Annotated in this window: 18 protein-coding genes; 7 read left to right on the top strand and 11 right to left on the bottom strand. The window is 44.6% G+C overall.

Annotation, left to right across the window (positions count from 1 at the left end):
• Positions 1–2 precede the first annotated feature (2 nt).
• The 4 genes from uvrB to NIT04_RS13520 all read right to left on the bottom strand — a co-directional run bounded on the left by uvrB (position 3) and on the right by NIT04_RS13520 (position 4,506).
• Positions 3–1,985, bottom strand: a complete 1,983-nt coding sequence (gene uvrB, locus NIT04_RS13505; RefSeq protein ID WP_252504086.1) for an excinuclease ABC subunit UvrB — start codon at positions 1,983–1,985, stop codon at positions 3–5.
• A 232-nt stretch (positions 1,986–2,217) separates the two neighbouring features.
• Positions 2,218–2,451: an IDEAL domain-containing protein gene (locus tag NIT04_RS13510; RefSeq protein ID WP_252504087.1), complete on the bottom strand. Its 234-nt coding sequence runs from the start codon at positions 2,449–2,451 to the stop codon at positions 2,218–2,220.
• A gap of 101 nt (positions 2,452–2,552) precedes the next feature.
• Positions 2,553–3,773, bottom strand: coding sequence for an ABC transporter permease (locus tag NIT04_RS13515; RefSeq protein ID WP_252504088.1), 1,221 nt, complete (start codon positions 3,771–3,773; stop codon positions 2,553–2,555).
• Positions 3,757–4,506, bottom strand: coding sequence for an ABC transporter ATP-binding protein (locus tag NIT04_RS13520; RefSeq protein ID WP_252504089.1), 750 nt, complete (start codon positions 4,504–4,506; stop codon positions 3,757–3,759). The genes NIT04_RS13515 and NIT04_RS13520 overlap by 17 nt, the downstream gene beginning before the upstream one ends.
• A 154-nt stretch (positions 4,507–4,660) precedes the next feature.
• Between NIT04_RS13520 and NIT04_RS13525 the strand changes: the two genes are divergently transcribed.
• From NIT04_RS13525 to NIT04_RS13535, 3 genes are all read left to right on the top strand, one after another.
• Positions 4,661–5,089, top strand: coding sequence for an HIT family protein (locus NIT04_RS13525; RefSeq protein ID WP_252504090.1), 429 nt, complete (start codon positions 4,661–4,663; stop codon positions 5,087–5,089).
• Positions 5,090–5,197: 108 nt separating this feature from the next.
• Positions 5,198–5,722, top strand: a complete 525-nt coding sequence (locus NIT04_RS13530) for a tryptophan transporter (RefSeq protein WP_252504091.1) — start codon at positions 5,198–5,200, stop codon at positions 5,720–5,722.
• Between the two features lie 113 nt (positions 5,723–5,835).
• Positions 5,836–6,198 (top strand): YtxH domain-containing protein, encoded by a 363-nt coding sequence (locus NIT04_RS13535; RefSeq protein WP_252504092.1) that lies wholly within the window; start codon positions 5,836–5,838, stop codon positions 6,196–6,198.
• Positions 6,199–6,332: 134 nt separating this feature from the next.
• On the opposite strand, the gene NIT04_RS13540 is transcribed toward NIT04_RS13535, so the two are convergent.
• Entirely contained in the window at positions 6,333–6,716 is a 384-nt protein-coding gene (locus tag NIT04_RS13540) for a hypothetical protein (RefSeq protein WP_252504093.1), read from the bottom strand.
• 439 nt (positions 6,717–7,155) lie between these two features.
• Here NIT04_RS13540 and NIT04_RS13545 point away from each other — a divergent pair, with 439 nt between their 5' ends.
• The 3 genes from NIT04_RS13545 to NIT04_RS13555 all read left to right on the top strand — a co-directional run bounded on the left by NIT04_RS13545 (position 7,156) and on the right by NIT04_RS13555 (position 9,038).
• Positions 7,156–7,800 (top strand): hypothetical protein, encoded by a 645-nt coding sequence (locus NIT04_RS13545; RefSeq protein WP_252504094.1) that lies wholly within the window; start codon positions 7,156–7,158, stop codon positions 7,798–7,800.
• Positions 7,801–8,193: 393 nt separating this feature from the next.
• On the top strand, positions 8,194–8,793 hold the full coding sequence (locus tag NIT04_RS13550) for an HTH-type transcriptional regulator Hpr (protein WP_252504095.1): 600 nt from the start codon (positions 8,194–8,196) through the stop codon (positions 8,791–8,793).
• Between the two features lie 59 nt (positions 8,794–8,852).
• On the top strand, positions 8,853–9,038 hold the full coding sequence (locus NIT04_RS13555) for a hypothetical protein (RefSeq protein WP_060210602.1): 186 nt from the start codon (positions 8,853–8,855) through the stop codon (positions 9,036–9,038).
• A gap of 45 nt (positions 9,039–9,083) precedes the next feature.
• Here NIT04_RS13555 and NIT04_RS13560 read toward each other — a convergent pair whose 3' ends face one another.
• Positions 9,084–9,176 (bottom strand): YjcZ family sporulation protein, encoded by a 93-nt coding sequence (locus NIT04_RS13560; protein ID WP_252504096.1) that lies wholly within the window; start codon positions 9,174–9,176, stop codon positions 9,084–9,086.
• Between the two features lie 140 nt (positions 9,177–9,316).
• Here NIT04_RS13560 and NIT04_RS13565 point away from each other — a divergent pair, with 140 nt between their 5' ends.
• The gene (locus NIT04_RS13565) at positions 9,317–10,195 is read left to right on the top strand and encodes a peptidylprolyl isomerase (protein ID WP_252504097.1); all 879 of its coding nucleotides are present in this window, start codon (positions 9,317–9,319) and stop codon (positions 10,193–10,195) included.
• 53 nt (positions 10,196–10,248) lie between these two features.
• Here NIT04_RS13565 and yhaM read toward each other — a convergent pair whose 3' ends face one another.
• The 5 genes from yhaM to NIT04_RS13590 form a co-directional block, all read right to left on the bottom strand.
• On the bottom strand, positions 10,249–11,187 hold the full coding sequence (gene yhaM, locus NIT04_RS13570; RefSeq protein WP_252504098.1) for a 3'-5' exoribonuclease YhaM: 939 nt from the start codon (positions 11,185–11,187) through the stop codon (positions 10,249–10,251).
• Positions 11,184–14,072: an AAA family ATPase gene (locus tag NIT04_RS13575; protein ID WP_252504099.1), complete on the bottom strand. Its 2,889-nt coding sequence runs from the start codon at positions 14,070–14,072 to the stop codon at positions 11,184–11,186. Before NIT04_RS13575 ends, yhaM begins: the two co-directional genes overlap by 4 nt.
• A complete protein-coding gene (locus NIT04_RS13580) occupies positions 14,069–15,298 on the bottom strand; it encodes a DNA repair exonuclease (protein WP_252504100.1) in 1,230 nt (409 codons plus the stop codon). The genes NIT04_RS13575 and NIT04_RS13580 overlap by 4 nt, the downstream gene beginning before the upstream one ends.
• Before the next feature lie 123 nt (positions 15,299–15,421).
• Entirely contained in the window at positions 15,422–16,684 is a 1,263-nt protein-coding gene (locus tag NIT04_RS13585; protein WP_252504101.1) for an ABC transporter permease, read from the bottom strand.
• Entirely contained in the window at positions 16,677–17,576 is a 900-nt protein-coding gene (locus NIT04_RS13590; protein ID WP_252504102.1) for an ABC transporter ATP-binding protein, read from the bottom strand. The genes NIT04_RS13585 and NIT04_RS13590 overlap by 8 nt, the downstream gene beginning before the upstream one ends.
• Position 17,577: the final 1 nt, after the last annotated feature.

Below are 17,577 nucleotides of genomic sequence, written 5' to 3' on the forward strand. Positions count from 1 at the left end.
TTTCACCCTTCAGCCTTCAATTCTAATATCGTATCGCGCAATTCGGCAGCCCTTTCGAAGTCAAGCGCTTTTGCCGCCTCTTTCATTTCCTTCTCCAGAGTCGCAAGCAACTTCACCTTGTCGTCCTTCGACAACTTCTTGCCTTTCGTCACTTTTTCCAGTGCAGATATATCCTCTTCGGCAACTTGAGTCGCCCTGATGACATCACGAATTTCTTTTTTGATCGTCGTAGGAGTAATTCCATGCTTCTCATTGTATGCAATTTGAATTTCACGGCGTCTCGCTGTTTCGTCGATTGCCTTTTTCATTGAATCCGTGTAGCGGTCTGCATACATGATGACCCTTCCTTCAGAGTTACGCGCCGCCCTTCCGATCGTTTGGATGAGGGCACGTTCGGAACGGAGGAACCCTTCCTTATCCGCATCAAGAATCGCGACAAGCGACACTTCAGGAATATCGAGCCCTTCCCTCAACAAGTTGATGCCGATTAGACAATCGTACTTGCCCAAACGGAGTTCACGAATAATTTCAATCCGCTCTAGCGTTTTGACATCCGAATGCAAATATTGGACTTTAATGCCGATATCCTTCAAATAGTCGGTAAGGTCTTCGGACATCTTTTTCGTCAATGTAGTAATCAATACCCTTTCGTTGCGCTTTGTACGCTCATTGATTTCATCGATTAAATCATCGATTTGTCCTTCAATCGGCCGTACCTCGATAATCGGGTCAAGCAAGCCCGTTGGACGGATGATCTGCTCAACCATCTCAGGCGTATGCTCGATTTCGTAAGGTCCGGGTGTTGCAGATACATAGATTGCTTTATTGACATACCGCTGAAATTCGTCGAACATGAGTGGCCTGTTGTCCAAGGCGGAAGGCAGACGGAAGCCATGATCGACCAATACTTGTTTCCGCGCCTGGTCGCCGTTATACATGCCGCGGATTTGCGGCAAGGTGACATGGCTTTCATCGACAACGATAAGAAAGTCATCCGGGAAATAGTCAAGCAGCGTATAAGGGGTCGCCCCTGGCGGTCGTAACGTCAAATGCCTGGAATAGTTTTCAATTCCGGAGCAGAAGCCCATTTCCCGCATCATTTCCAAATCATAGCGTGTTCGTTGTTCGAGCCTTTGCGCTTCCAGAAGCTTATCTTCCTTGCGCAAGACTGCAAGACGCTCTTCCAATTCGGTTTCGATATTGGCAATCGCCTTGACCATTTTCTCTTCGCCTGTGACGAAGTGAGATGCCGGGAAGATGGCGACGTGTTCGCGTTCCCCTAAAATTTCTCCCGTAAGTGAGTCCACTTCACGGATGCGGTCGATTTCATCTCCGAAAAATTCGATGCGGATGCAATGTTCGTCTTGCGAGGCCGGGAAGATTTCCACGACGTCGCCTCTAACACGAAATGTCCCCCGCGTGAAATTGATGTCGTTTCGTGAATATTGGATATCGACGAATCGACGGAGCAGCTCATTCCGGCCGATTTCCATGCCCGTCCGGAGCGAGACGACGTGCTTTCCGTATTCCTCCGGCGAACCGAGGCCGTAAATGCAAGATACAGATGCGACAATCAACACGTCATTCCTCTCGAATAGAGCTGACGTTGCGGAGTGGCGCAACTTGTCAATCTCGTCGTTGATTGTTGCGTCCTTTTCTATATAAGTGTCCGTATGCGGGACATATGCTTCTGGTTGGTAGTAATCATAGAAGCTGACGAAATATTCGACAGCATTGTTCGGAAAAAACTCCTTGAACTCGCTATACAATTGGCCAGCGAGTGTTTTATTATGTGCAATGACGAGTGTCGGTTTATTAACTTCTTTTACAACGTTCGAAACGGTGAACGTTTTCCCTGTTCCGGTCGCACCTAAAAGCGTCTGATGCTTTTTGCCTTCTTGGATGCCTTCCACGAGCTTCGAAATGGCGGCAGGTTGGTCGCCTAGCGGAACATAGGGAGCTTTTAAATCGAATTTCTGGACCATCTAAGCCCCTCCCAACATGAGTTATTTTCATTTTAACATAGACTAAGCTAAGACCAAAGAAATAAGAGAACATACGTTCAAAATAAAAGCGAAAGCCGTAACGAAGAACGGCTTTTGCGAGTAAAAGCGCAGCGTTACGAGCACATCGTTTCCTAGCCATTCAAACGACAAAATAAAAAGCGGGTCTGCTCTGCTAATCGATTACGATTAGCGGCAGCCCGCTGCAAATTGCTTAGTTTTCCTCAAGCCTCATTAGTTCATCTGTCAGAGATTTGAAGGCGTACTCGTCCTTTTCATCAAGCGCAAGATCAATCAGCCTCAAGAGGCGTTTCTTCGTTTGCTCCCGATGAATATGGTTCAGAAATAGATCCATGTAAATATCATTCAACAATCTCTCCGCTTGAAGAGAAGTACTGCTTTTCCCCACGGCTTTTAAGAACTCGGCATATGAATAATTGTTTTCCATCTCCCTCACCCCTGATGCCTTTTTTTTATTATACATACATTCCGGGATCAGTTGCAAGGTTTTTGAGAATATTCTATTATTATTTTTTCAGGACGTTCCGTTCAAGCTTCTTCGGTTTTCTCATTTGAAGCACGGATTGTCACCTCGGAAACGATGAATACGATTGCTGCCATTATGACTGGCGTTACGGAAATCCCGACTGTAATCAGACCTGCCACAAGGACAGATATTGCCTGCAACAGTTGAACACCACTAACAGTTTTGCGGATTGCAGGTCCCCTTGTACTTTCCTTTTCAGGGAAAAGCATGTCCATCCTGAAGTCATCCCCCGCACGTAATGCATGGACCAATTGGATGGATGAAGCAAACGCCAACGCACCGATAAAAATATATACGACGATCGGGAACGGAATGAGGACGACACCTAACACCGACAATGCCGTCAACCTGACCCACAGCCAGAAAATATCGTCCGTGCGCACGAGAGTCCGTCGCAGCAAATACTGCTGAGGGGACATTTGTCCGAACTGTGCAGGACGCATAAGGAATCCGAGCCACGCACGGCGGCTGACCGAGCCTTTTAAATGTGGGACATCCGTAAAGTAATTCGCGAAGCGGTAAAAACGCATCATCCGATTTTGCTCAAGCGTTATGAAATGTTCATAAGGAAACGGATTTGCATCACTTCTTTTCTTCCAGAATAAATAATAGACAGACATTAGTACACCGATTAAAGGAAGTAAAGGATATAAATAAGTAATTCCTACAAGCATCGCATAGAAGAGTAGCGCTGCCATTACGAATCGTACAAGACGATCTTTCCAAATCCCTTCCCCTTCATTCGCACGGCGGTAATAGTACTCCGTCTCGACATACTTCCATTTTACAAGGAAGATGACGACAGCCGTCAGTATGAATTGTGTTTTCCCTGCTACATCCGTTGCTGCCAACAATGGCAAAAGAACGATAAATAAAATGTATGGAATAGGCAGCTGTGAGAATAACGAATACCGCAATGACCGCTTCAAATACTCTTCAAGCTTGTTCTCCATTGGAAGGAAAAAGACGATATCAGCAGGCTTCAACAACGTAACAGGCGACCCGATGGATACAGCCGCCCCGATGAGGATAGCCGCTATGATTGCAGAAGGGAATCCGGGCGGCACTTCCTTCAGCCATTCACTGTATGCATAACCCCCCGCTCCTATCGTAAAGAGCAGGACGATTGCCAAATGGCCAGTGAAAACGAACCGCATATATTTTTGCAGTTCCGTCATGTAGTGGACGAACCGGTTCCCCCAAATTTCACGCAAGTTGTTCATTGTCATTATCCTCGGTCATTGAAATATAAAGCTCGTCCAATGATGCATTCGGTCGGTTGAACGCTTTCCGTAAATCATCCATCGTACCTTGCGCCCTCACGCGTCCTTCATGAAGCAGAATGATCCGATCGCAATACTTTTCCGCAGTGGAAAGCACATGGGTCGACATCAATACCGAAGCGCCGTTCGCTTTCCTTTCGGATATTTGGTCAAGCAATGAACGGATCCCGATCGGGTCAAGCCCGACAAATGGTTCATCGATAATATACAGTGAAGGCTCGACTAAAAACGCACATAAGATCATGACTTTTTGCCGCATCCCTTTTGAGAAATGCGATGGAAACCAATTCAACCGCTTTTCCATCATGAACTCTTTCAATAATATTTCAGATCGTGCCTCGAACGCTTCCCGATCCAATCCATATGCCATCGCTGTAAGTTCAAGATGTTCCTTCAATGTCAGCTCTTCATATAAAATCGGTGTTTCCGGAATATATGTGAACGCTTTACGGTAAACTTCAGGGTTCTCGCGAAACGTGACGCCATTCACTACAATTTCGCCTTCATGCGGATTCATTAGGCCAATAATATGTTTGATCGTCGTACTTTTTCCGGCACCATTCAAGCCGATCAAACCGACGAGCTCGCCTTTGCCGATTTCAAATGATAAATCATGCAGGACAGGTTTACGTGTATATCCACCTGTCACGTCTTTCACTTCAAGAATTGCCATAACCATCCTCCATTCTTGTTTCCATTTTACCAAACATCGCACCGGAATGCTTTGTCCATCTTTCACGTGTTAAATGAAAATATGCTACACTTGTGTCATTAATGAATACTTCTCCATGTTACGGAGACTGAGAATCAGAAAGGATGACCGCAAAGTGACATCATGTATCTTTTGTAAAATTGTAGAAGGCACCCTCCCTAGTGAGAAAATCTATGAAGACGAGAACGTCATCGCCATTATGGATGTCATGCCTGTGACGAAAGGGCATGTCTTGCTAATTCCAAAAGAGCATCGGGAAAACCTGTATGAAATGACGGAAGAAGAAGCTTCCCAACTATTTTCGGTTGCCCCCAAAATCGCGAACATCCTTAAAGAGGAATTCAAACCTGCCGGGATGAACTTGCTTCAAAACAATGGCGCTCCAGCAGGACAAGCCGTTTTCCACTTCCATATGCATTTCATTCCGAGATACGATCAAACGGACGGTTTCGAATCAGATTGGAATCCGAAGGTGGAGGAATTCACCCAAGAACGGATCCAAGAAATTGCAAATCAAATCCGAAGCCATTTCGACAAAGAATAAGGCTTGCCTTTCCACATAATTCCTGTATAATAAATGTAAGTTTTCGCTGACGATCGCGAGGATACGTTGGGAGAACGAAAAATAGAGATAGTTGAGGAGAGATGAGAAATGAATACGAAAAATCTTATGTTAATGGCGCTATTAGTATCAGTCGGTGCCGCTTTGTACTTGGTCATTCCGGGGTATGGCGAGGGCATGAAGCCTGACTTCATGCTGACGATGATGTTCATCGGCATCTTTTTATTCCCGGACGTCCGCAGCGTCTTTTTGCTCGGAGCGACGACCGGCGTCATCTCAGGGATTTTCACAAGCTTCCCTGGAGGTTTCATACCGAATATTATCGATAAGTTCATTACGGCATTTGTTGTTTTTGCGGTCATCGTTCTATTAAAGAAAGCCGCTAACCACTTAATCGTTTCGACAATCATCGCTTGCTGCGGAACACTGTTATCCGGAACAATCTTCCTATCCGTCGCCATCTACGTTATCGGCGCGAAAGTTCCTTTCGGATTATTGTTTGTAACAGTCGTCCTTCCCGCAATCGCTATGAACGGGATAGTATTCTTCATCATCTACCCGATCATTAAAACTTTATTGAAACGCACGTCATTTAAAACAGCATTATCCAATTGATAACAAAGCTTTTCCCTCAAGGGGAAAGCTTTTTTCATTTGCCCAAAACACTTTACCATGTTTTAATAAATCTATGAAAAGGAATACTATTCAAAATGAAAGGAGTGCACTCCATGAAAACTTCTACATTTCTCGCTGGTCTACTTGCAGGATCGGTGACAGCCGCTGTCACTGTGTTATTTTCCACTCCACAAACGGGAAGCGAAATCCGCTCGTCCGTTAAGAGCGCTTCAACTGACATGAAGCATAAATTGAACGACGTTAAAGGTAAAATCGCCGAGTTGAAAAACTCCATCACACATATGACGAAGGAAGCGAAAGAGTTAGTTCCGGAAGCTGTCAATGGCATTAAGGGGTCTATCGAACAATGGCAACTCTCGACTGAATCTAACAGACTTAAGCTCGAGAAGGAATTATCAGCAATCCAGACGTCGCTCGCCGAATTGGAACAATCGATTGCAGAACAACAGAAGTGATAGGAATAATAATAGACTGCCCGCAAAGTCGATAAATCGACTTTCTGAGGCAGTCTTTTTTATTTGGATGTGGCGATTTTTGATCACTTGCCGGGATTAGTAACAGGTGAGTTATTGGGTCTTAGTATTTATCATCACTTACTTCTTAAATCAAAAATTTCACTTGTATTGTTCCAATCTATTTTTATAACTAACTCATCATTAGAAGTTGTAGAAGGAAAATTAGAACTAAATGATTTGTTGTCATACTTGCCTTCTTGATTTAACGTAACATCATTCTCACCGAAATTTATTACCCCATTATTTTTTGATTCCACATAATAATGAATAGCGTCAATTTCCTCTACGTTAATTCCTTTGTTCGTAAGCTGAATTTGATATGTTTCTTCTCCTTTCGTTTGAAGAACGGTTACTTCTGCTAACCAATTTTCACTTTCGCCAACAAACGTTAAGTCACTCTTATTCATTTGGCACGCAGATAATAAGAAAAAGATGAGTAGTATAAATAATTTCTTCAACATATCAACCCCATCATTAAGAGTAAAACACCTCCGATTTAAGTGAACCTCATCGAAGGTGTTACTATCACCTTCCGACTCCCAATATCCCTATAGTAACAAGCGAGATTATAAAGCTCATAACAAGAGACATTCCCCAATCGACCTTCCTAGTTTGGCGGAATAAAATATTTACGAAGCTACAAACAATAAAATTCGCAACGAACAGTACACCTAATAATATGAATGTTGTCATGGAGAACACCTCATTTACAACTTTTTACGATACAGGAATATTTGGAATTATTTACTCACAAATCAAATGTATCACGACTTGAAATAGAAAGGAAATATTCTTTGAATTGTTATGTTATTGTTTCTTTACGTGGAAAGGCTATAGTTAGATTAAATAAAGCAATTAATAATATGAAAGCTTATAAGCTAAGAAAGGGTATATAAAATGACTACCTTATTTCATATATATCGAAGTTCCACACGTTTTTCTTCATTTTCAAAACCAAAAATCCATCCAAGAGGTTTTACTTTAATTGAAGAACAATCTCTGGCTCCTACTCTTCAACGGTTCCACTTCAAAAAGGACCATCAATTAATTCAGGTATTTCTTTATTCAAGCAGCATCCAAGAAGAGCTTTATATGTTAATTGAGGAATGCGAGCTGACAAACAGATTTATGGAAGACTTGAGAACCAAAGATTATCATGATGCAAATGTAGATGTATTTCTAGTAGATACAAATCCAGCCAAGATAATAGAAGCGATTGAGCAAGCTGTAGATTTGCCCGAAGAAGCAGGGAAATTACACATATATGGTCAACAAATGTGGCATAGTGACGCTTTCATTGTTGGTAATCGCGAAGCTTTGGAAAGGTTGCGAAATGCAATAGACCAGGCATTACAATATGGTGAAAAACGTGAATTATTTTATCCAGAAGACAATGAAGCATTCGATTTGTATATTTCATGCACTGAAGATTCCTTTGCTATGAGTCAATTAGATCCGCCTTATCATGACCCTGAAATTTTCAGCAAACGAAAAAATCCCGTTCAAGCATTTCGATATTATCCGTTGACTAATGAAAAATAACATGGATTACAGTATGCCAATTCTTACTAGTTTGTTAAGTTAAAACATTTCGCTCATCAATATTCTTGACTATGAAAACAATCAGCCATGTGCAAAACGTTTATTAGTTGATTGTAGTGGAAGGCGGCGACTCCTGGGGGAAAAGCGTCAGCAGAAGACCCCGCAACGGAGCGAAGCGGAGTGAGGAGGCTGAAGCGACGCCCCCGGAAAGCGCCCGCCTGAAACGTAAATCAACGTGCACAGAATAATTTTTTTACTGGAAAACCTCGCCAATCTCACGTTCTCACATCAAATCATTTAAGAATATATAGTATTTTTGGAATTTCGACTTTTTTATTCGAAGTTTTCCTGCTATAATGAAAAATGATAACTATTTGATGCTGGAGGTATTTCATGACTGAGCAAAAGTTTTCCCAAAAAGAAGCAATGATTTATAGTCAACGTGTTGCCCAGATGTCAAAAGCACTTTGGAAAGCTGTCGAAAAAGATTGGCAGAAGTGGATAAAACCTTATGATTTGAATATTAATGAACATCATATTCTATGGATTGCATACCATCTGCAAGGCGCGACAATTTCAGACATTGCAAAATTTGGCGTCATGCACGTGTCTACAGCTTTCAACTTCTCAAAAAAACTTGAAGAACGTGGCTACTTGCAATTCTTCAAGAAGGACGACGACCGTCGTAATACATACGTATCAGTCACCGAAGAAGGAGAAGAACTTCTTCTTGGCATGAATGAACACTATCATGACTCAGAACATGGGATCTTGGACGGATCACTTCCGATTAAGAGTCTTTACGGAAAGTTCCCTGAGTTTTTGGAAGTCATGTCTGTCCTCCGAAATATTTACGGAGAAGATTTCATGGAAATATTCGAACTCGGCTTCAAAAGGATCGACCATTCTTTTGACGACGAGCTTGTCTCCTTAAGCCGCACTGAAAAGGAATCTTTAGAGTTCGCTGAATTGCAAGCAGTCGAAGAAAAATAATGTCATTTTTCGAGGCAGTCTGCTATGATGAAGTGAAGGCTTAAAGAGGAGGAATTGATTTGATCCTTATCGTTACTGTCATGTTCTCATTGTTTTATTTATTTCAGATAAACAAGATGACTTTCGCTCTATGTCAATCGCGGGAAATCCCAGAAGAAAAGCAACCAAAAATATATCGTACCGTCAATATTCTAATTACGATTCTAATCCTTTCGTTCTATCTTGAAGTGCTATTGAACGTATAAGGTTAAAAAGTCCAGCTCCCTCAATGGAAGCTGGACTTTTTCTGTTTAGTACAAGAATGCAGCTCCGACGATGATCAAAAGAATGAACAACACAACGATCAACGCGAATCCAGAAGAGCCATGGCCATATCCACTCATTAGGGCACCTCCTCTCTCTTTGTATCCTATGCGCACGACAATTGACGTTTTAGGCATTTGGTAAGGAACCTTTTTGTTTTATGGTCGTTTTTATGGTATAGTTTCAATTGTTGTAGATAAAAGTTAGGGGAGAAAATACCATGAAAAAAACAGTCCTTGCAATGACGATGGCGGCTTCAGTTCTGACACTTGCAGCATGTAACAATGATCAAAAAGCGGCTGATGATGAAATTATCGCAACTACCAAAGTCGGAAATATTACAAAAGAAGATCTATATGAAGAGATGAAAGATGCAATTGGTATACAAGTAGTTGAAAATTTGCTTCTTCAACAAGCGTTGGAGACCGAATATAAGATTTCCGACAAGGAATTGAAAGAGGAAATCAAAAAGCAAAAAGAAGCTTTTGGTGATAATTTTGACATGTACCTCCAACAACAAGGTATCACTGAAAAATTCTTCGAGAAGAATGTAAAATCACAAATGCTTCAGAAGAAAATGATCGATTCACTAAAAGTGTCCGATGAGGATGTCGCAAAAGGCGTGGAACGTGCAAAAACGGAAGTCCATGCCCGTCATATCGTCGTGAAAGACGAAAAGACCGCAAACGAAGTATTGTCGAAATTGAAAGATGGCGGAGATTTCGCTGAACTGGCGAAGGAATATTCCACTGAGCCAGTTGCAGAACAAACGGGCGGAGACCTCGGATGGTTCGGTCCTGGCAAAATGGTGCAGGAGTTTGAAGATGCGGCTTATTCCCTTAAAAAAGGTGAAATTAGCGAGCCTGTAAAGACAAGCTTCGGCTACCATATCATTGAATTGCTCGACACTCGTAAGACTGAAACCGAAAAAACAGAAGAAGAAATTACAGCGGAAATCGAGGACGGATTGAAACGCGTCCAATTCGAAGAGAAGCTTCAAGAACTGATTAAAGCTGCTGACGTCGACATTAAAGTCGATGAGTTCAAAAAAGCTTTGGATGCGTATTTACCAGCAAAAGCTGACACGGATAAGAAGTAATAAAATAAGGGCTGCAGCTAATCGATCAACCATCGACTTGCTGCAGCCCTATTTTATTCTATATTGGGTTTATAGAACGAACGGTTATCAAGAGGGAAAATCCTTTCCGTAAATTCACCGTTTGCCGTTTTGGACATCGCCCTGTCGAGCATATTCATTTTCGCATCAATATTATCGATATAATGAAGAATCTCTGCTTCCATTAACATCGGACGTTTCGGGCTTCCCCACTCCTCTTTGCCATGGTGGGACAGCACCATATGCTGAAGAAGCATCACTTCTTCCCCAGTAATATCGAGTTCATCCGCAGCTTTCGATATTTCATTTACCATAATCGTAATATGACCGAGCAAGTTCCCTTCGACTGTATATTGCGTTCCGATAGGGCCGGACAACTCTATGACCTTTCCAACGTCATGCAAGATGATTCCAGCGTACAGCAGATCTTTATTCAATGAAGGATATAATTCGGCAATCGCCTTGCCGAGCTTCAGCATGGACACGACATGGTCGAGCAACCCCGATACATAGTCGTGATGGTTTCTCGTAGCAGCCGGATAAACGAGGAAGGCTGATTGGTGTTTCTTCAACAGATGTCTCGTAATCCGCTGGATATGTGGATTTTTCATTTCGAAGAAATATTGTAGTAATTCTTCAAATAACACTTCCTTGCTTTTCGCTGAAGATGGGACGAGATCTGAAATCGTCACACCTTCCTCTTCTTTCACAGGACGGATGCTTTTAATGCGCAGCTGGTTTTTACCCCTGTATTCATGCACTTCTCCGCCGACTTTGACGATTGTCGCGGCCGCATACAGACGCTCCTGTTCTTCACCCGTATCCCAAAGCTTCGCCTCTATATCACCACTCTTATCTTGCAAAATGAGTGTCATAAAAGGGCTTCCCTGTTGGGTAATGCCTTTCGTCGATTGTTTAATGAGTAAATATAGGTCAATCGGCTCCCCGACTTGATGTTCCAATAATTTTTTCATCGCGTCATCGCCCCCTTGGCGCTTCCAATGTCGGAAACGTTAATAATCGTTGCATTTGTCCAGTATTCTACTATCTTATCATGACATGTGAAGTAGATGAACTGGTGCTTCGCACTTAGCCGCTCCAATATTGCCGTCATTCGTGAAAATCTCGTTTCATCAAAGTGGACAAAAGGATCATCCAACAACAACGGAAAAGGAGCTGTCTCCTCTTTTGCGGCTGCCAGCGACAGTCGTAAGGCAATATACGCCTGTTCCTTCGTCGCCTGGCTTAGCTCAATGATCGGATAATGTTGTCCGTTACGGGCAATGGCCTGGAAGTAACCATTTTCCGATAATGCGAGTGACATATACGTCCCGCCTGTCAGTTCACTGAATATTTTCTCGGCCCTGCTCAGCACTTCGGGCAGCCTTTTCTCCTTTAACTCTTCCATCATGCCTGTGATCGCTTCTACGATTGCTTGGCGGACTGACCACTGTTTCGCGAGCTCGGCAAACTCAGCCTTTTTCATTTCAAACATCTGCTGCTTCCGCTGATAGGAGTCATCCGTCAACAACTTCTCCGTTTCCACTTCCAATGAGGTCTTCTCCTTCACGAGCGACCCCATCTGTTCTTCCAGTCGGGCAAGTTCCGTGCCGACTTGGTGGACATCTTCCCGGAGCTGGTTTTCCGAGCGTCCAATCTGGTCCTCTACAGAGCCAAGCGCAGCCAACTGGGATTCGACATCTTCGATTTGATGCGTCAACGTCAGCGTTTCCTGGTATGCCGCATACGCTTTGTAATACTGTTCTTCCGTCTCCACTCCGGCTTCAGCGAACAGCTCGAGTTGTTGGCTGCGCAAGGATGTTGCCAGCTCTTCCGCTTCTTGCTTCTGCGTTTGGTACTCTTCAATCCTATGACTCAACGTGTTAAATAATTGCATCTTCTCTTTCAAAGAGATGTATTCCGATCGCAATGTGTCATAAATGGATGATTCCGGCACGTCAATCGAGATAAGCCTCTCCACTTCTGCTTGCCTCAAGTGGATATTATCTTGAATCGTTACCGATTGACGTTCAATGTCTTCAAGCTCGCGTTCAATCTCCTGCAGCGAGCGTGCCATGCCGAAAAACTCATGAAGGATGCCGGAGTTCGGTATTTTCCGAAGGCCGTACGCAAGAAAGAAGCTGTTTAATGAAAATTCTAGACGTTCCTTCCCCTGCACGATCGCCCCATACTCTTCTTCCAATACGCCCATTTTCCGTTCGATTGTCTCGGCCGCCTCGGTTAGCCGGCTTTGTCTCTGTTCATAGTCTTGCACTTTCATAATGAAAGCTTCCATCGTCGCTGCCTGTCCTTCATAGGCGTCGACGAACCGCTCCATTTCAGCATCTTTCTTTGTCGGCTGACCGCTCCGTTTCCCGAATTTCAAAATTGCGGCAATGACCGCAAGGCACGCGCCAAGCCCGACGACGATCCATTGGTCACTAATCAATCCTACTATGGACATGAGTGCCGCCACGACTAGGAGAATCAGAAGCATTTGTTGGTTTCCGTTACCCTGATTCGACCGGCTCATTTGCACATACGCTTTCGCTTCGGCCAATCTGCTTCTAATGGACGGCCACTCCTCCGCTTGCTTCCTTTCCATTTCTGTCGGGGAAAACTTTTGCAATGAAAGCTGCTCGTTTCGGATATCCCGCAGTTCATTCTCCAATTGGGAAAGCTGTCGATCCATATACCCGATTTGTCGACCCATTTCATCCAACTGTTGCAGTTGTTCATATAGATGCTCTTCCTGATGGATGGAAACGTCCGCACGCAACAACGCTTCCGACTTATCCAAGCCTAAACGATCTAGCAACCGCAACCGCTTCACATTCAACTGAGCCTTACTATCGCGGATTGAGCCGAGTGTCGACCGCCAATCATGCCATTCCGGCTCGCGTGCAAGCATTCTCTCGATTTCTGACAGCATTTCAGGACGCGGAGAATCGGGCATCTTCTGTTCCATCGCCGCGATTTCTGCTTCCAAACCTCGCTTCTTCGCTACCATCTCAGTCAATCTGCCGCTTATCACTTCAAAACGGCGGATGCCGTCAGACGGAAAAGAAGACGTCCTCACTTCTTCCAGTCTACTTGCGAGTTTTCGTTTCCTCTCCTTCAACGGCAATAATTGCAGCTCCAGTTCGAGAGCTCGATGTTGCTCCCGCAATGAATCATACGCTCGTTTAGCTTCGTCCCATTCCCTTTCGATTTCGTGGATCCTGTTCATTTTCGGAGCGTATGCCGCCATTCGCTCCTGTTCGCTTTTCAGCTCTTTCTCCATTTCCTTCAACTCGGTTGCCCTAACATTCATTTCGGGATTCCGACCGGTTTTTTTGAACAAATCCCCCAATTCCTTCTCCATCTTCTTTTCAACACGTAATAATGTGTCGACGCCGGTTGTGCCTGACGAGAGGAGCGTCCGGCTCAATTCGGTCTCATCCATCCGCTCAAAGCCTTGCAATTGAAGAAGCGAAAACGAGAAAACCGATTCAAACGAAGCACGGTCGTATTGCCTCACTAATGCTGCTACAGCTTCTTCTCCTCCTTGCGTGCCATCTTCGAAACAGACAGTGACATCCCCTGCTGATTTTCCTTGCACCCGTTCGATGATGCAGTAGCCATGGACTTCGTCTTGCAAATGGACTTGGCCGCCGAATTTGCCGCCCGCTTTCGGTTCGTATCGAAGCTGTGCACTATTCTTTTGCGGGAAACCGAAAAGTGTTTGCACGATGAATTGCTGGATCGTCGTCTTTCCCGCTTCGTTATGACCGTAGATTACATTTATGCCGTCACTGAAATCGATCGTCTTGTTTTCATGCTTCCCGAAGCCGTAAATGACTATTTTTCGTATTTTCACCGAATCACCTCCAACTCGGTCGGTAATTCATTCAATAAGTGCCTCTCCACTTCATTCCGTAAATCGCGGATGTCCTCTTCCGTCAACGGATCAAGGTATCGGGCAGTCCGTACATGTTGGTAAAGATCTCCTAGTACTTGCTTCCACTGTTCGGGTGACCAGCTGTCGACTTGTCCAAGCACGGAATCCACAAGCGCATTGTTCTCCTTATTATGAAGAGTCACTGTGCTTGTTAAGCGTTGCACCCATACAAACGACTCCTTGCCATCCATCACTTCCCGGATCGCGTCCAGCCAGACGTCTTCGGCAGTCTGTGCAAAAAAAGCGGCCGTCTCCTCATCGAGATTAAGGATTTCAACATCGACGACCGATGGGCCATTTTCCGTAGCGAATGAAAGAAGTGCCTCTTCGCAATTAGCGAGCCATTCATTTGCATGTCGAATATTTACACACGGAATTTGAACTTTCCCGAAATGAACGGCAGATGTCCGAACGAATGAAAGGACTGCACCCGATTTACTGAGCTCCACTTCGTAAAACCCTTTTTCACCAGATTCATTCCGGTGACGTCCTTGGATATTCCCGGGATATACGATAGGTGGGTCTTCCGATAATTGCTGACGCAAATGGATATGGCCCAACGCCCAGTAATCATAATGCTTCGACTGCAGCTCCCCGATCGTGAAAGGCGAGTAGACCGCATGCGTATCATTTCCTGCGATGCTGCCGTGCAACAATCCGATATGGAAGGAGTAGTTGTCTGAAGCAACGGGATAGTTGCTGATCATTTCTTCCCGGACATGCCTATTCGGATAACTGAAGCCATGGAGCACAACGTCCAGCCCCCTTACCGTCAAAGACACTTCTTCCACTTCCCCTGAAAATTCGTGTACGTTTGGCGGCAGCTCGAAACGGGTCCAATTCCCACTCAGATGATCATGGTTCCCATACGTGATATAAACGGGGATCCCCGCTTCATGCAGCTTTTCCATTCCTTCTTGGAACTTCCGCTGGGCACGCAAACTTCGATCTTCGCCGTCATATATATCCCCGACAATTAATAGAAAGTCCGGGGATGTTTCCACAGCATAGTCAATTAATCGGTTGAATGCGGTGAATGTGCTTTCCCGCAATTCATTCAAACGTGTTGGCGGTAGTCCTGTCATCCCTTTGAACGGACTATCGAGATGCAAATCTGCCGTATGTATAAACCGGATTGTAGACAAAAAGCATCTTCCCTTCCTAACGAATATTTGTTCTAATTTTACCATATGCGCAAGAGTAATAGAAAATATAACAACGAAAAAAGCCGCTGTCCGTCAATCTTTCCGACGAAAAACGGCTTTCTATCATTCTTTACCTAATTGAATCGCTTTTTTGATGTCTTTCAGTGAACGGGAAGGTCCATACATGAGAACTCCGCCACGGTAAACTCTCGCTCCAAACCAGCCGAGGATGAAAATCGTCAATAGCATAATGGCGATGGCCAAAAGCGGTTCCCACATAGGTAAATCGAGCATTCCCACCCGCAAAAACATGACGAGCGGAGCAAAGAATGGGAAGTACGAAGCGTATGTCACATAGCCGAGTTCTGGATTGCCCAAGCCTGTCATGGCAATGAGGAAAGCCACTACAATCAGCAAGGACATCGGCATAATCATTTGCTGGACATCCTCCGTCCTGCTGACCAATGAACCTAATAAAGCGGCAAGAGTAGCATAGAGGAAGTAGCCTAGTATAAAGAATACCGCCGCATATACCAATGTGCTGAGGCTTACATCTTGCAAACTGAAGAAATCTGAAAATCCGCCAGGCACTTCCGTAGCAGACGTTTTGAAGGCGATAAAGCCGACAACTCCATAAATGAAGATCTGTAATATCCCTAGCGACCCGATACCCAACACCTTCGCAAACATATGCTTCACGGGTGAGACGCTCGAAATGAGGATTTCCATCACTCTCGATGATTTTTCAGTCGCCACGTCCATCGCAATCATGCTCGAATACAAGATGACTGCAAAATAGATGACAAACATGAGGACATAGACGAGGACTCTTGCTTGGCCTAGTTCCTCTTCCGATTTTGCGGAAGGCGAGACATTTTTCTGCTCAAACTGGATCGGTGTAAACAACGTTTGCACTTGCGTACCCGTCAGTGATAGCTCCTCCGCTTTCAATTCCGTCTGGATTGATTGCAGTGCATCCTGGATACGCCGCGGCACTGAAAAGTCCATCATGCTCATCGTCGTATATTCCGCATGGATTGTTCCTTGTTCATCGACCGAAAGAGCTAGAAATGAGTTGATTTCACCGGACGAGACTTTATCGGCAAGAACCTCCTCCGTTTCACTGGCCGCTTCGACAGTGATATCGTACTCTCCAGCCGCTAGCTGAGATTGCAGCCTGTCAACGACGATTCCACTCTCATCCACGACTTGAAGGACTTCTTGTGAATCGCCTGTTCCTGTGACGTTTTGTACCGTATCGATGATCTTTGAAAAATTCGCGAGCAGGAAGATCGCAACGATCATGATTGCAGTTGTAATGATGAAAGACTTGGACTTTGCCTTCGACGAAAATGCCTGTTTAAAGATAATCCAAAACTCACGCATACTCTTTCCCCACCTTTGCGATGAAAATGTCTTGCAAGGAAGGCTCTTCAATCTCAAAATGACGGATTGGCCCCGCTTGCAATGCTGCTGCCAGCAAGTCGTTCGCGACCGCTTCCTCCTCAATTTGGAAGACGGCCCCTTCCACCGAATGAGCGACGGAAATAATTCCTCGCACGTTGTCGAGTGCTTTCAAATCATAGTCGGATCGGATGCGCACATTTTGTCTGCCAAACGACCGCTTCACATCACGCAGCGAACCGTTCACGATTTGCTTGCCATGATGGATGATGCTTAACTTCTCACATAACTCTTCTACATGGTCCATCCGGTGGCTTGAGAAGAGGATTGTTGCTCCGTTATTCCTGAAATCGATAATTGCCTTCTTCAACATTTCGACGTTCACCGGATCGAGCCCGGAAAACGGTTCGTCAAGGATGAGCAGCTTCGGATTGTGCATGAGTGCAGCGATGACTTGGATCTTCTGCTGATTCCCTTTTGACAACTCCTCCACTTTTTTGTTCTTGTTTTGCGACACTTCGAAACGGTCCAGCCAATAATCGATCGCCTTCTTGGCATCGGCCTTTTTCATCCCTCGTAGCTCACCGAGGAAAATGAGCTGATCTTCCACTTTCATTTTCGGATAAAGTCCCCGTTCTTCCGGCAAATAGCCGATTTCAGGGCTCGTTGCGTAGGAAATTGTCTTACCGTTCCATGTGATATGTCCTTCATTGGCGTTCAATAATCCTAAAATCATTCGGAACGTAGTCGTTTTGCCCGCTCCATTTGCACCTAGGAAACCGTACATTGAACCCTTCTCCACAGTCAGATTCAAGTGATCCACCGCGGTGAATTCCCCGAACCGCTTCGTTACGTTTTCAAGTTGTAATGACATG

The sequence above is a fragment of the Sporosarcina sp. Marseille-Q4943 genome, from assembly GCF_943736995.1.
In the GTDB taxonomy this organism is placed as follows: Bacteria; Bacillota; Bacilli; order Bacillales_A; family Planococcaceae; genus Sporosarcina.

Coding starts and splice junctions, on each gene's coding strand:
- uvrB (WP_252504086.1), bottom strand. CDS start 1,985: ATGGTCCAGAAATTCGATTTAAAAGCTCCCTATGTTCCGCTAGGCGAC.
- NIT04_RS13510 (WP_252504087.1), bottom strand. CDS start 2,451: ATGGAAAACAATTATTCATATGCCGAGTTCTTAAAAGCCGTGGGGAAA.
- NIT04_RS13515 (WP_252504088.1), bottom strand. CDS start 3,773: ATGAACAACTTGCGTGAAATTTGGGGGAACCGGTTCGTCCACTACATG.
- NIT04_RS13520 (WP_252504089.1), bottom strand. CDS start 4,506: ATGGCAATTCTTGAAGTGAAAGACGTGACAGGTGGATATACACGTAAA.
- NIT04_RS13530 (WP_252504091.1), top strand. CDS start 5,198: ATGAATACGAAAAATCTTATGTTAATGGCGCTATTAGTATCAGTCGGT.
- NIT04_RS13535 (WP_252504092.1), top strand. CDS start 5,836: ATGAAAACTTCTACATTTCTCGCTGGTCTACTTGCAGGATCGGTGACA.
- NIT04_RS13545 (WP_252504094.1), top strand. CDS start 7,156: ATGACTACCTTATTTCATATATATCGAAGTTCCACACGTTTTTCTTCA.
- NIT04_RS13550 (WP_252504095.1), top strand. CDS start 8,194: ATGACTGAGCAAAAGTTTTCCCAAAAAGAAGCAATGATTTATAGTCAA.
- NIT04_RS13560 (WP_252504096.1), bottom strand. CDS start 9,176: ATGAGTGGATATGGCCATGGCTCTTCTGGATTCGCGTTGATCGTTGTG.
- NIT04_RS13565 (WP_252504097.1), top strand. CDS start 9,317: ATGAAAAAAACAGTCCTTGCAATGACGATGGCGGCTTCAGTTCTGACA.
- yhaM (WP_252504098.1), bottom strand. CDS start 11,187: ATGAAAAAATTATTGGAACATCAAGTCGGGGAGCCGATTGACCTATAT.
- NIT04_RS13585 (WP_252504101.1), bottom strand. CDS start 16,684: ATGCGTGAGTTTTGGATTATCTTTAAACAGGCATTTTCGTCGAAGGCA.
- NIT04_RS13590 (WP_252504102.1), bottom strand. CDS start 17,576: ATGTCATTACAACTTGAAAACGTAACGAAGCGGTTCGGGGAATTCACC.